Source organism: Pseudomonas cichorii, assembly GCF_003700275.1.
In the GTDB taxonomy this organism is placed as follows: Bacteria; Pseudomonadota; Gammaproteobacteria; order Pseudomonadales; family Pseudomonadaceae; genus Aquipseudomonas; species Aquipseudomonas cichorii_B.
This window is the reverse complement of sequence record NZ_RBRE01000083.1, coordinates 40,586-54,490: the sequence shown is the minus strand read 5'-3', so window position 1 is coordinate 54,490 and position 13,905 is coordinate 40,586. Positions and strand designations below refer to the sequence as shown.

The 13,905-nt window shown below is 58.4% G+C and carries 12 protein-coding genes; 5 read left to right on the top strand and 7 right to left on the bottom strand.

From position 1 onward, the window contains the following. Positions 1 to 24: 24 nt before the first annotated feature. The 3 genes from ALQ04_RS20935 to mgrA all read left to right on the top strand — a co-directional run bounded on the left by ALQ04_RS20935 (position 25) and on the right by mgrA (position 3,495). A complete protein-coding gene (locus ALQ04_RS20935; protein ID WP_122317645.1) occupies positions 25 to 1,353 on the top strand; it encodes an LLM class flavin-dependent oxidoreductase in 1,329 nt (442 codons plus the stop codon). 120 nt (positions 1,354 to 1,473) lie between these two features. After that, positions 1,474 to 2,409: a sulfonate ABC transporter substrate-binding protein gene (locus ALQ04_RS20930; RefSeq protein ID WP_122317644.1), complete on the top strand. Its 936-nt coding sequence runs from the start codon at positions 1,474 to 1,476 to the stop codon at positions 2,407 to 2,409. A gap of 48 nt (positions 2,410 to 2,457) precedes the next feature. Next, positions 2,458 to 3,495 carry an L-glyceraldehyde 3-phosphate reductase gene (gene mgrA, locus ALQ04_RS20925; RefSeq protein ID WP_122317643.1) on the top strand — a complete coding sequence of 346 codons (1,038 nt, stop codon included), beginning with the start codon at positions 2,458 to 2,460 and terminating at the stop codon, positions 3,493 to 3,495. A gap of 56 nt (positions 3,496 to 3,551) precedes the next feature. Here mgrA and ntrC read toward each other — a convergent pair whose 3' ends face one another. From ntrC to glnA, 6 genes are all read right to left on the bottom strand, one after another. After that, a complete protein-coding gene (gene ntrC / locus ALQ04_RS20920; protein ID WP_122317642.1) occupies positions 3,552 to 4,988 on the bottom strand; it encodes a nitrogen regulation protein NR(I) in 1,437 nt (478 codons plus the stop codon). Beyond that, a complete protein-coding gene (gene glnL, locus ALQ04_RS20915) occupies positions 4,985 to 6,070 on the bottom strand; it encodes a nitrogen regulation protein NR(II) (RefSeq protein WP_122317641.1) in 1,086 nt (361 codons plus the stop codon). Before glnL ends, ntrC begins: the two co-directional genes overlap by 4 nt. Before the next feature lie 305 nt (positions 6,071 to 6,375). Then, positions 6,376 to 6,993: a DUF4124 domain-containing protein gene (locus ALQ04_RS20905; RefSeq protein ID WP_122317771.1), complete on the bottom strand. Its 618-nt coding sequence runs from the start codon at positions 6,991 to 6,993 to the stop codon at positions 6,376 to 6,378. Positions 6,994 to 7,003: 10 nt separating this feature from the next. Then, entirely contained in the window at positions 7,004 to 7,534 is a 531-nt protein-coding gene (locus ALQ04_RS20900; RefSeq protein WP_122317770.1) for a DUF4124 domain-containing protein, read from the bottom strand. 45 nt (positions 7,535 to 7,579) lie between these two features. Next, a complete protein-coding gene (locus tag ALQ04_RS20895; RefSeq protein WP_122317640.1) occupies positions 7,580 to 8,005 on the bottom strand; it encodes a cupin domain-containing protein in 426 nt (141 codons plus the stop codon). Positions 8,006 to 8,160: 155 nt separating this feature from the next. Continuing rightward, a complete protein-coding gene (gene glnA, locus ALQ04_RS20890; protein WP_122317639.1) occupies positions 8,161 to 9,567 on the bottom strand; it encodes a glutamate--ammonia ligase in 1,407 nt (468 codons plus the stop codon). 334 nt (positions 9,568 to 9,901) lie between these two features. Here glnA and thiI point away from each other — a divergent pair, with 334 nt between their 5' ends. After that, positions 9,902 to 11,356 (top strand): tRNA uracil 4-sulfurtransferase ThiI, encoded by a 1,455-nt coding sequence (thiI, locus tag ALQ04_RS20880; RefSeq protein ID WP_122317637.1) that lies wholly within the window; start codon positions 9,902 to 9,904, stop codon positions 11,354 to 11,356. 139 nt (positions 11,357 to 11,495) lie between these two features. Continuing rightward, positions 11,496 to 13,316, top strand: a complete 1,821-nt coding sequence (typA, locus tag ALQ04_RS20875; RefSeq protein WP_122317636.1) for a translational GTPase TypA — start codon at positions 11,496 to 11,498, stop codon at positions 13,314 to 13,316. A 131-nt stretch (positions 13,317 to 13,447) separates the two neighbouring features. On the opposite strand, the gene cadR is transcribed toward typA, so the two are convergent. Then, the gene (cadR, locus tag ALQ04_RS20870; protein ID WP_122317769.1) at positions 13,448 to 13,894 is read right to left on the bottom strand and encodes a Cd(II)/Pb(II)-responsive transcriptional regulator; all 447 of its coding nucleotides are present in this window, start codon (positions 13,892 to 13,894) and stop codon (positions 13,448 to 13,450) included. Positions 13,895 to 13,905 lie beyond the last annotated feature (11 nt).

Sequence of the window (13,905 nt, the reverse complement as noted above, 5' to 3'; positions counted from 1 at the left end):
CAATGAATCGGTAAGGAGTTGGTTATGAGCAAGTCTGCTCGTCAGTTGAAGCTCGGCGCATTTCTAATGGCTACCGGGCACCATGTCGCGGCATGGCGTCATCCGGATGTCCCGGCCAATGCCGGGCTGGATTTCAAGCACTACAAGCATCTGGCCAGGGTGGCAGAAGAGGCGAAGTTCGATGCGCTGTTCGTGGCCGACAGTGTTGCGGCTCCCACGGGCGATATCGCCAGCCATATGGCGCGCTCCGATCATTTCGAGCCGCTGACGCTGCTCTCGGCCCTGAGCGCGGTGACCGAGAACATCGGCCTGATCGCCACGGCGACCACCACCTATAACGAGCCTTATCACGTGGCTCGCAAGTTCGCTTCGCTGGATCATCTGTCCGGCGGGCGGGCCGGCTGGAATCTGGTGACCTCCGATGCCGCCGCCGAAGCGCAGAATTTCGGTCGTGAGGAACATGTCGGGCACGCCGAGCGTTACAGCCGGGCGCGAGAGTTTCATCACGTGGTGACCGGGCTCTGGGACAGCTGGGCGGACGATGCCTTTATCCGCGACAAGGCCAGCGGTGAGTATTACGACCCGGCCAGGCTGCACGTGCTCGACCATCATGGCGAGCACTTCAAGGTCAAAGGCCCACTGAACGTGGCGCGCTCTCCGCAAGGCCAGCCGGTTGTAGTACAGGCGGGCTCTTCGGAAGTCGGACGGGATCTGGCGGCGCAAACCGCGGAAGTGGTGTTCACCGCGCAGACTTCGCTGACCAGCGCCCAGGCGTTTTATGCCGATCTGAAAGGGCGGCTGAAAGCTTATGGACGCAGTACCGATTCCCTGAAAATCATGCCCGGTGTGTTTATCGTCGTGGCTGAAACCGAAGCCCAGGCCCAGGCCAAATTCGAGTCGTTCCAGGATCTGGTCGACCCGCATGTCGGCGTGGCGCTGTTGGGGCGCATGCTGGGCAATTTCGATCTGTCGGGTTATCCACTGGATGGGCCGCTGCCGGAGTTGCCGCTGACCGACAGTGGCCAGCGCAGCCGGCAGCAGTTGCTGACTGAACTGGCCGACAAGGAAAACCTGAACCTGGCGCAGCTTGGACGGCGCATTGCAGGTGGGCGAGGGCATTACAGCCTGATCGGCACGCCAGTACAGATTGCCGATGAGCTGCAAACATGGTTCGAGCAGGGCGCGGCCGATGGCTTCAACGTGCTGGTGCCGCATTTGCCGGGAGGCCTTGAGGATGTGGCGCGCCTGCTGGTGCCCGAGTTGCAGCGTCGTGGTCTGTTCCGTACCGAATACGAAGGCCCGACCCTGCGGGAAAACCTGGGGCTGAAACGCCCGTCGAACCGATTTGAATGATCACTGCCCTGTAGGAGCGAATTCATTCGCGAGAAGGTGTTCCCGGCGACACATTTTCTTCGGGTGTACCGGCCCCTCGCGAATAAATTCGCTCCTACAGGCATTACAAGGAAAATACCCATGAGACCACTGGCTTTGATTGCTGCTGTATTGAGCCTGTGCGGAGTACTCAACAGCGCTTCGGCCCAGGAGCCGGACACGTTGCGCATCGGTTACCAGAAAGGCTCCATTACTCTGGTATTGGCCAAGGAACATGGCTTGCTGGAGAAGCGTTTCGCCAACACTCAGGTCAAGTGGATCGAGTTTCCGGCCGGGCCGCAGATGCTTGAGGCCTTGAATATCGGCAGTCTGGATATTGCTTCGACCGGCGATATCCCGCCGATCTTCGCTCAGGTGGCAGGCGCGGATCTGGTGTACATAGGTGCCGAACCGGCCAAGCCTCAGGCCGAAACCATTCTGGTGCGCAATGACAGCCCGTTCAAGAGCGTGGCCGATCTGAAAGGCCGCAAGGTCGCCCTGCAGAAAGGCTCCAGTGCACACAACCTGGTGCTGCGCGCCTTGAACAAGGCCGGGCTGAGTTTCAAGGATATCCAGCCGATCTACCTGACTCCCGCCGATGCCCGTGCCGCCTTTGAGAACGGCAGTGTCGATGCCTGGGCCATCTGGGACCCTTATTACTCCATTGCTCTGAACGAAGGGCACAGCCACGTCCTGGCCAATGGTGAAGGGCTTGGCTTGTCCGGCCCGATCTACACGGCTCGCCGGGCCTATGCCGAGAGTAATGGCGATTTCATTGAGCAGGTCTTGAACGAACTGAGCGCGGCGGATGCCTTGACTCGCAGCCAGCGTGCCGAGAGTATCGGGATTCTGTCGCGCAGCATGGGCCTTCCTGAAGCGGTGATCGGTCAGTACATCGATCATCGTCCTGAATCGCCCAGCTTGCCGATCACACCGCAGATTATCCGCGCGCAACAGGCCACCGCCGATCTGTTCTACGAGAACCGATTGGTGCCCAAGCGGGTCGATGTACAGCAGGCTGTCTGGCGTCGCGAGTAACACCTCACACATTCGCGACAGACCGAATACCCAACAAGAGAGGACTCAATGACCTACATCGCTGCCGAAAACCGTTACAACGACATGCCTTATCGCCGCACGGGCCGCAGCGGTCTGTTATTGCCAGCCCTGTCGCTCGGGCTGTGGCACAACTTCGGTGACAGCACGCCCATCGACACCCAGCGCGCCATGCTGCGCACGGCCTTCGATCTGGGCATCAACCATTTCGATCTGGCCAACAACTATGGCCCACCGTATGGCAGTGCCGAAATCAATTTCGGACGCTTGCTGCGCGAAGACTTCAAGCAATACCGCGATGAACTGATCATCTCCACCAAGGCGGGCTGGGACATGTGGCCAGGTCCTTACGGACAGGGCGGCGGATCACGCAAATACGTCCTGGCCAGCCTCGATCAGAGCCTGCAGCGCCTGGGCCTCGATTATGTGGATATCTTCTATTCTCACCGCTTCGACCCGGACACACCGCTGGAAGAAACCGCGAGCGCACTGGCGACTGCCGTGCAGCAGGGCAAGGCGTTGTACATCGGTATTTCTTCCTATTCCGGCTCGAAAACCCGGGAAATCGCCGCGCTGCTGAAAGAGTGGAAAGTGCCGCTGTTGATCCATCAACCGGCCTACAACCTGCTCAATCGCTGGGTCGAGAAAGACCTGCTCGACAGCACCGAAGAACTGGGTGCCGGTGTGATTGCCTTTACCGCTCTGGCGCAGGGATTACTGTCGGACAAGTACCTCAATGGCGTACCGCAGGATGCGCGGGTCAACCGTCCGGGTGGCGGTTCGTTACAGGCGGCGCATTTGTCCGAGCAGAACATCGCTCATGTGCGGGCGCTCAACGAGATCGCCAAACGGCGTGGTCAGAGCCTGGCGCAGATGGCCCTGGCCTGGACCCTGCGCGATCCGCGCGTCACCTCGGCGCTGATCGGCGCGAGTCGCCCGGAACAGATCATCGAGAACGTCGGTGCGCTGAAGAACCTTGAGTTCAGCCGTGAAGAGCTGGCCGAAATCGACCGGTTTGCAGTGGAAGGCGGGATCAATCTCTGGGAGAAGCCATCATTGGCCACGTAGAGCGAATTCATTCGCGAAAAATCCATTCGCGAATGAACCCGCTCCCATAGGGGGATTTAGCCTTCATCCCCCTCATCGTCATCCCCGCCATCGACCTTCATGCCCAATTCCTTGATCTTGCGGGTCAAGGTATTGCGGCCCCAGCCCAGCAGCACGGCAGCATCGCGACGGCGACCGGCAGTGTGCTTGAGGGCGGTTTCGATCATGATGCGCTCGAAGGTCGGTACGGCGCTGTCCAGCAGGCTGGATTGCCCACGCGACAAGGCCTGGTCGGCCCACTGGCGCAATGCCTGTTCCCAGTTGGTCACCGGCGCGGCGTCTTGCGGCAGGCTCAATAGCTCTGGCGGCAGGTCGCTGATATGCACTTCACGGCCCGAAGCCATGACCGTGATCCAGCGGCAGGTGTTTTCCAGTTGGCGGACGTTACCCGGCCATGGCAGGTGCTTGAGGTATTCCTCGGTTTCTGCCTTGAGCAGCTTGGGTTCCACCGCCAGTTCCTGCGCGGCACGGCTCAGGAAGTGCCTGGCCAGGGTCGGAATGTCTTCGCGGCGGTCCGACATGCGCGGAATGTGAATGCGGATCACGTTCAGGCGATGGAACAAGTCCTCGCGGAACTTGCCGGCCTGCACCAGGGTTTCCAGGTTCTGGTGAGTCGCAGCGATGATGCGCACGTCGACCTTGACCGGCGTATGACCGCCAACCCGGTAGAACTCGCCGTCAGCCAGCACCCGCAACAGACGGGTCTGGGTATCGGCCGGCATGTCACCGATTTCATCGAGGAACAGTGTGCCGCCATCGGCCTGCTCGAAGCGGCCGCGCCGCAGGTTGGCCGCGCCGGTAAAGGCGCCTTTTTCATGGCCAAACAGTTCCGATTCCATCAGGTCCTTGGGAATCGCAGCCATGTTCAGCGCGATGAACGGCGAAGCCGAACGCGGGCTGTGGCGATGCAGGGCGTGGGCGACCAGTTCCTTGCCGGTACCCGATTCACCATTGATCAGCACGGTGATGTTGGAGTGGCTCAAACGCCCGATGGCGCGAAACACTTCCTGCATCGCTGGCGCTTCACCAATGATTTCCGGGGTGCGGGTCAGGGTTGGCGCGACGTCCAGACCTTGCTGTTCCTGAGCGTGCTGGTTGGCGCGCTTGACCAGCGAGACGGCTTCGTCGACGTCGAACGGCTTGGGCAGGTACTCGAACGCACCGCCCTGGTAAGAGGCTACGGCGCTGTCCAGGTCCGAGTGGGCGGTCATGATGATCACCGGCAGACGCGGATGCTGCTCGCGAATTCGCGCCAGCAGATCAAGGCCACTGGCGCCCGGCATGCGGATATCGGAAATGATCACGTCCGGTTGTTGACGGGCCAGGCGACTCATCACCCCATCCGCGCTATCGAAGCTTTGTGTGGTCATGCCTTCCTGTTGCAGAGCCTTTTCCAGTACCCAGCGGATGGAACGATCGTCATCTACGATCCAGACAGTTTCACTACGGCTCATGTCGAAGCGGCTCCTTGTTCCAGCGGCAGGAAGATCGAGAAAGTGGTGTGGCCAGTATGGCTCTCACATTCGATCAGTCCCTGGTGCTGGCTAATGATGTTCTGGGTAATGGCAAGTCCGAGTCCCGTACCATCCGGGCGGCCACTGACCATGGGGTAGAAAATGGTTTCCTGAAGCTCGGCCGGAATACCGGGGCCGTTATCGATGATTTCGATCTTGCTCACCAGTCGGTGCCGAATGTGGCCGATGGTGAACTGGCGCATGGCGCGGGTGCGCAGGGTGATGCGCCCCAGGCGTAATTCGTTCTGGCCACTGATGGCCTGCATGGCGTTACGCACGATATTGAGTACCGCCTGAATCATTTGTTCACGGTCGATCAGGACGTCGGGAATACTTGGATCGTAGTCGCGCACCAAAGTGATGCATCCCTGGCTTTCGGCTTCGACCAGGCTGCAGACCCGCTCAAGCACTTCATGCACATTGGTCATGGCCAGTGAAGGCAGCTTGTTGGAGCCAAGCATCCGGTCCACCAGATTACGCAGGCGATCGGCTTCTTCGATGATGACGTTGGTGTAGTCCTTGAGGCTTTCTTCAGGCAACTCGCGGGACAGCAACTGCGCCGCGCCGCGAATGCCGCCGAGCGGGTTCTTGATTTCGTGAGCCAGGCCACGCACCAGCATCTTGGTGGTTTCCTGCTTGGATAACTGGGCCTCTTCCTTGGTGATGCGCAGCAGGCGATCACGAGGATGGACTTCCAGCAACAGCAGGGTGACGCCCTTGTTGAGAATCGGTGTTACCGCATAGTCGACGGTCAGGGTCTGGCCGGTCAGCGCGGTCAGCATGGCTTCACGTTTGGTGAAGGGGTGAGCCTGTTCCACGGCCTGACGAAGCGAACTAAGTGCTTCGGCGGATTCGGTGAACAGTTCGCTGATGAATTGCCCATGACTGCGCTGGCCACTGATGGCCAGCAGCATTTCCGCTGCCGGGTTCATGTACTCAAGGCGCAGGTCGGCATTGAGCAGAATGGTGGCAGTGGTCAGGTTGTCCAGTAACAAACGGTGCAGCGCGTCGCTGATAGTCATGAATCTTGGTGACCTCTTTTGGCACATTGCAATCGCGGAGGTGCAGGAGCCGAGCCGTCCTGGCCAGCATCAGCAAAGCCACTGATACGGTGCTTTATGGGGTGCTGTGTCAGTGAAGTTGCAAGAACCAAACCAAGGCTCCGAAAAGAAGCGCTTAATTCGCAAAATCAGGGCTTTTTTGGGATCTGTGCCCGCATAAAGCGCCACCCGACAGTCATTCCTGAACCAGATTGGGCTGTCTTGAAGCGTAGCGGAGAGAATCATGCACCATTAAGGTGCCTTGTGGGCGGGATGTGTTTTCCTGCCTAGAAAAAAGGCAGGATGCTGCTTTCCTCTTTGGGCTTGTCCTTGAGTGGACATTCGGGACGTACACCGTACTCGCCGGGTTTGCAGGGATTGGCGGTGCGTTTCTGCGCCAGCGAGATACGCAGCATATGGAAGGGCTGGTTGGGGGTTTTTTCCAGTACGCGGCCAGACTCATCGACTATCTCGACCGACAGCTGATGCGTGCCACGGTCGATATTGTTCAGCGGGAATACCGGGCTGCGTCCGGGCTGACCTACCGGTTGCCCATCGAGCAACAGGCGATAGCCATGGCCGGGCTGCAGGGCCGGTTCGCTGGTGACGGTCACGATCACTTCACCGCTTGTGCTGCGCACCGTTCCGTCCGGCTCGGGGGCCAGAACCCGTAGCAACTGATAGCGAAACATCATCTTGACCCCGGGTTTCGCCGGTATTGCCTGCCGGGTGCGAGGCGGTGGTGTGCCGGTCATGTTGTTGCTCGGCGGAATCTCCACACGCTTGGCATTCTTGTGCGGCTGATCGGTGAACACCCGGTTGCCGTTGGCATCGATGTAGGTATAGACCTCCGCTACGGCAGGCTGGGCCGACAGCAGCAACAGGCACGCCAGCAAACCAAACATGACGCGCATCTCAAGGCCGACCGACATGGACGCGCTGCACGGTCAGGGTGATGGTCGGGCTTTGCTGGACGATGTGCTCACCGCTTTTCACCACCACGGCAAAGCTGTGCTCGCCGCGGTCGATGTTTACCACCTGCAGGCGCGGCACATTGGACGGCTGCCCGTAAGGATTGCCGTCTACCAGCAATTGCAACTGATGAGGCTGTTGCAGGCGAGGCTGAATCCTCACACCGATGGTGAAGGTGCCGTTATTGGCGCGCAGCGCTTCATCGGTCGGCAGGTCGGTCAGTTCCAGGGTCTGATAGAAAGCCGATGGCTGCTGTTGGACTTCCCGCTGCTCTTGAGGCGCAGGAGCGCTGTTTCTTTGCATTGTTGAAGTATCGACGCTATTGAGCGGCGGCAGCACGACGGCTTCGGCCTTCGTGCCGTCCGGTGGCTGGTTGCTGTAAGCCGTATTGCCATTGGCGTCGGTGTATTTGTAGATCTGCGCAACGGCCGGCCAGGTGGTCAACAGCAGCAGGCAGATAAGGCAAAGACGCATGAAGGCTCCGATGACAGGACGAAGGCAGGGCATCCCGCTGCCGCATTACTGGGATAACGGTGTTCCGACGGCTCCAGCATAGAACACAACCAGTTCGACCGGAGTATTGCCGGTCTTGCCGCGGTGCATGATATCCACCATTTCGGCCAGGGTGTCACCTGCTTTGATGAGTATGGATTTGCTGCCGTCCCTGGCCTGTACTTCCAGCTCGCCGGAAAGCACGTAGGCGGCGTTCGGAACCGGATGCCGGTGCCATGGCAGGGTCGTATTGGCCGGAATGGTTATCTTGAGAATGCTCAGTTCCGGTTGGGTTGCGGGGTAGCTCCTGTATGGCGTGCCATCCCACGACCGGGTGCTCTTGAGCAGCACTTGCGCGCTGGGACTGTCCTGGTTGCCAGTGGGGCTGTCGGCGAAGGCGATACCGCAGGCGAATAGCAGGCAGGTAGCGGATATCAGGGTTTTGATGTGCATGGGCGCCTCGACTCTGAAATGGAGTGTTTTCCAAGCGAAGGCGCAAGATTCCCGCAAAGGGCCGACTGAAAGGGGTTAGATATGTATTACCTGCGAGCATAAAAAAGGCCTCCCGAAGGAGGCCTCATTACGCCATCAACGCTGGCGCGACTGGATTAGCAGCTGTAGTACAGCTCGTATTCCAGTGGGTGTACGAAGGTACGTACCTTGATTTCTTCTTCGCTTTTCAGGGCGATGTAAGCGTCGATGAAGTCGTCGCTGAAAACGCCGCCTTTGGTCAGGAACGCACGACCCTTGTCCAGCTCTTCCAGGGCTTCTTTCAGGCTGCCGCAAACTTGTGGGATCTCTTTGGCCTCTTCAGGCGGCAGGTCATACAGGTTCTTGTCAGCTGCATCGCCAGGGTGGATCTTGTTCTGGATACCGTCCAGGCCAGCCATCAACAGTGCAGCGAACGCCAGGTACGGGTTGGCTGCCGGATCCGGGAAGCGTGCTTCGATACGACGGCCACGTGGGCTGGAGACGTAAGGAATACGGATCGAAGCGGAACGGTTGCGAGCCGAGTAGGCCAGCATTACCGGGGCTTCAAAGCCTGGTACCAGACGCTTGTAGGAGTTGGTAGCCGGGTTGGTGAAGCCGTTCAGGGCCTTACCGTGCTTGATGATGCCGCCGATGAAGTACAGGGCGGTGTCGGACAGGCCGGCATAGCCTTCGCCAGCGAAGGTGTTCTTGCCATCTTTGGCGATGGACATGTGTACGTGCATACCCGAACCGTTATCGCCGTACAGAGGCTTCGGCATGAAGGTAGCGGTGCGGCCGTAAGCGTCGGCAACGTTGTGGACCACGTATTTCAGGGTCTGAACTTCGTCAGCCTTTTTAACCAGCGTGTTGAATTTCACGCCGATTTCGTTCTGGCCGGCAGTTGCCACTTCGTGGTGGTGAACTTCCACGGTCTGGCCCATTTCTTCCAGGGCGTTGCACATTGCGGTGCGGATTTCGTGGTCGTGGTCAAACGGCGGAACCGGGAAGTAACCACCTTTGATGCCTGGACGGTGGCCTTTGTTGCCGCCTTCCACGTCCTGGTCGGACATCCACGAACCTTGCTCGGAGTAGATCTTGAACATGGAACCGGAAATGTCGGACTTGAACTTCACTTCGTCGAAGATGAAGAACTCTGGCTCCGGACCGGCAAACACGGTGTCACCGATACCGGTGGACTTCAGGTATTCCTCGGCGCGGTGAGCGATGGCGCGTGGGTCGCGGTCGTAACCTTGCATGGTCGAAGGTTCGATGATGTCGCAAACCAGGATCAGGGTCGGTTCTTCGGTGAACGGGTCCAGAACTGCGGTTTCGTCGTCCGGCAGCAGGATCATGTCGGAGGCTTCGATGCCTTTCCAGCCAGAGATGGAGGAACCGTCGAACATCTTGCCGACTTCAAAGAAGTCGTCTTCCAGCGCATCGCGAGCCGGCATGGTCACGTGGTGCTGTGTACCTTTAGTGTCCGTGAAGCGCAGATCAATCCATTTAACGTCATGATCTTTGATGAGTTGAACCGACTTCGACATGGTGTCCTCCGGGGTGGCTAAGGGCCGAGTTATGGTTGGGGCCCTTTAAATTTGGGTGATGCCGGCGCGAATACTCTGCCAAGGCAATCTGCCTCACAAGGGAGCAATTTGCATGCCAGTGCCCCGAGTTGGGTTTTTTGCCTCAAACAGAGGCTTTTCCGGGGCAAAAATGGATTTGTCGACAAAAACGCGCACTTTTATGGTGCTCAAAAATGGTGCTTCGTTCTTTTTTGGTGCATCGATGATTGGTAGTGCGATAACTGGTTAAACCTTGAGCAATTTCCGCTATAATCCGCGCCCCCCTTTTTCGGCCGGCACCTCACGTACCGTTTCCATGAAACTAATCGTTAAAGTTTTTCCCGAAATCACCATCAAAAGCCCGCCGGTGCGCAAGAAGTTCATCCGCCAGCTGGCCAAGAACATTCGTACCGTGCTTCGTGATCTGGACGCGGACATTGTCGTGGGTGGGGTTTGGGACAACCTTGAGGTCGAAACCAGGCTGACCGATGCAAAAGTCCTGCAGGGCATCACCGAACGCCTGAGCTGCATGCCGGGCATCGCCAATTTCCTGCAGGTGGCCGAGTACCCGCTGGGTGATCTGGACGACATCGTTGCCAAGTGCCGGATGCATTACGGTGACCTGCTGCCCGGCAAGATGTTCTCGGTGCGCTGCAAGCGTGCCGGGCGCCATGATTTCAGCTCCATGGATGTCGAGAAGTACGTCGGCAGCAAGTTGCGCATGCAATGCGGCGCTGCCGGAATCGAGCTGCGCAAGCCTGAACTGGTGGTGCGCATGGAAATTCGCGACCAGCGGTTGTTCGTCATTCATGACCAGCATCAGGGCATGGGCGGTTATCCGCTCGGTGCGCTGGAGCAGACACTGGTGCTGATGTCCGGTGGCTTCGATTCGACCGTGGCGGCCTACCAGATCATGCGACGCGGCCTCATGGCACATTTCTGCTTCTTCAATCTGGGCGGTCGTGCCCATGAACTGGGCGTGATGGAAGTCGCCCACTTCATCTGGAAGAAGTACGGCAGCTCCCAGCGAGTGCTGTTCGTCAGCGTGCCTTTCGAGGAAGTTCTGGGAGAAATTCTGCAGAAAGTCGATAACAGTCATATGGGTGTAGTTTTGAAGCGTATGATGTTACGCGCTGCCTCATCTGTTGCCGACCGCCTGGAAATCGATGTACTGGTGACCGGCGAAGCGATTTCCCAGGTGTCCAGCCAGACGCTGCCCAATCTTTCGCTGATCGATTCGGCCACCGACAAGCTGGTACTGCGCCCGCTGATTACCAGCCACAAGCAGGACATCGTCGATCTGGCGACTGAAATCGGTACGGCCGAGTTTGCCCGGCACATGCCTGAATATTGCGGGGTGATTTCGGTCAACCCCAAGACCAGCGCCAAGCGTAACCGCGTTGAGTATGAAGAGAAGCAGTTCGACATGGCGGTTCTGGAGCGTGCGCTCGAACGTGCCAGGCTGGTGACCATCGATCGGGTGATCGACGATCTCAGCCAGAGTGTCGAAATAGAAGAAGTCAGCCAGGCCCTGGCTGGTCAGGTCATCATCGACATCCGTCACCCGGATGCTCAGGAAGACCTGCCGCTGGATGTGCCGGGCGTAGAGATACAGGCGCTGCCGTTCTATGCATTGAACAGCCGCTTCAAGGAACTGGATAACACGCGCCAGTACCTGTTGTATTGCGACAAAGGCGTCATGAGTCGCCTGCATGCTCACCATTTGCTCAGTGAGGGGCATGCCAATGTGCGCGTTTATCGACCGAGCTAAGTGCCCGGGGCTGTTTGCCTGTGGCTTGCGTCACCGGCCCCCCGACACCCGTCGTCAAGCCGTAACGGCTTTTGCCGACTCAAAGTAATTGCTGTCTGACACCAGTCAGCTCACCGAATCCTCTGATCGAGATACACAAGTGATCGAAAATCTACGTAACATCGCAATCATTGCTCACGTTGACCATGGCAAGACCACCCTGGTAGACAAACTTCTGCGTCAGTCCGGCACTCTGGAGCGTAACGAGCTCAACGACGAGCGCGTAATGGACTCCAACGACCAGGAAAAAGAGCGCGGTATTACCATTCTCGCGAAAAACACCGCGATCAACTGGAACGGCTACCACATCAACATCGTGGACACCCCGGGCCACGCCGACTTCGGTGGTGAAGTAGAGCGCGTGATGTCGATGGTCGACTCCGTTCTGCTGCTGGTCGACGCTCAAGACGGCCCTATGCCGCAAACCCGTTTCGTGACCAAGAAGGCTTTTGAAGCCGGCCTGCGTCCAATCGTGGTCATCAACAAGGTTGACCGTCCGGGCGCGCGTCCTGACTGGGTTCTGGACCAGATCTTCGACCTGTTCGACAACCTGGGTGCCACCGAAGAACAGCTGGACTTCAAAGTCGTCTACGCCTCGGCCCTGAACGGTATTGCCGGTCTGGACCACACCGAAATGGCTGAAGACATGACCCCGCTGTACCAGTCGATCGTCGACAACGTACCTGCGCCGTCGGTTGACCGTGACGGTCCGTTCCAGATGCAAATCTCCGCTCTGGACTACAACAGCTTCCTGGGTGTTATCGGTGTTGGCCGTATCGCTCGTGGTCGCGTCAAGCCGAACACTCCGGTTGTTGCAATCGACGTTGATGGCAAGAAGCGCAACGGCCGTATCCTGAAGCTGATGGGTCACCACGGTCTGCACCGTGTAGACGTTGAAGAAGCAGCTGCCGGCGACATCGTCTGCATCAGCGGCTTTGAAGAGCTGTTCATCTCCGACACTCTTTGCGATCCAAACAACGTTGAAGCGATGAAGCCGCTGACCGTTGACGAGCCAACCGTTTCCATGACCTTCCAGGTAAACGATTCGCCTTTCTGCGGTAAAGAAGGCAAGTTCGTGACCAGCCGTAACATCAAGGAGCGTCTGGACAAGGAGCTGCTGTACAACGTTGCTCTGCGCGTTGAAGAAGGCGACTCGGCTGACAAGTTCAAGGTTTCCGGCCGTGGTGAGCTGCACCTCTCGGTTCTGATCGAAACCATGCGTCGCGAAGGCTTCGAAATGGCCGTAGGCCGTCCGGAAGTGATCATTCGTCGTGTAGACGACGTGAAGCACGAACCGTACGAAAACGTCACCATCGACCTGCCGGAAGAATCCCAGGGCGCGATCATGGAGCAAATGGGTCTGCGTAAAGGCGACCTGACCAACATGGTTCCGGATGGCAAAGGCCGTGTTCGCCTTGAGTACAACATTCCGGCTCGTGGCCTGATCGGTTTCCGTAACGAGTTCCTGACCCTGACCTCCGGTGCAGGCATCCTGACCTCGATCTTCGACCGTTACGACGTGATGAAGTCCGGCGACATGTCCGGCCGTCAGAACGGCGTTCTGGTTTCGGTTGAAACCGGCAAGGCGCTGACCTACTCCCTGGAAACCCTGCAGGCTCGCGGCAAGCTGTTCGTTGAGCACGGTCAGGAAATCTACGGTGGTCAAATCGTCGGCCTGAACAGCCGTGACAACGACCTGGGTGTGAACCCAACCAAAGGCAAGAAGCTCGACAACATGCGTGCTTCGGGTAAAGACGAAACCATCGCTCTGGTTCCACCTGTCAAGTTCACCCTTGAGCAGGCTCTGGAATTCATCCAGGACGACGAGCTGTGTGAAGTCACTCCAAAGTCGATCCGTCTTCGCAAGAAGATCCTCGACGAAAGCGAGCGTACCCGCGCTGCCAAGAAAGCCAAGGCTTGATTTAAGCCCGGCTGAATGAAAACGCCCCCGGTCGAAAGGCCGGGGGCGTTTTTGTTTGTGTGTGTTTTGTTGGAGATCACCCGCTGTCCAGGCGCGCACACCTGCGAATCCAGCCCTTCAAGAAGCTTCAGTCAGTGCCCATGACTCTTTCCCACATGCGATGGCTCGCCTTCGGCCGTTGTCACTGCGCCGGTCACTTCAAGGCGTTCCAGAATCCCGCAATGGTCCGCTCTCCCGTCGCCGCAACGCCGCCGCAGGTCCAGTAGCTGTTCCTGCAAGACTTGCAGGCTGGCTATGCGTGCATTGACGTGTTCAATATGTTCGTCGACCAGCGCATTGACGCTTTCGCACTGGTCCTGTGGGCTGTCGCGCAGTTTGAGCAGGCTGCGGATTTCTTCCAGGGTCATGTCCAGGCTGCGGCAGTTGCGGATGAATGACAGCCGTTCCACATGTGCCTGGGTGTACAGCCGGTAATTGCCGTCGCTGCGGGCCGGTGCAGGCAGCAGGCCTTCGCGCTCGTAATAACGAATGGTTTCAACCTGAGAGTCCGTCAACTTTGCCAGTTCGCCGATCTTCATCTGTTTCATCT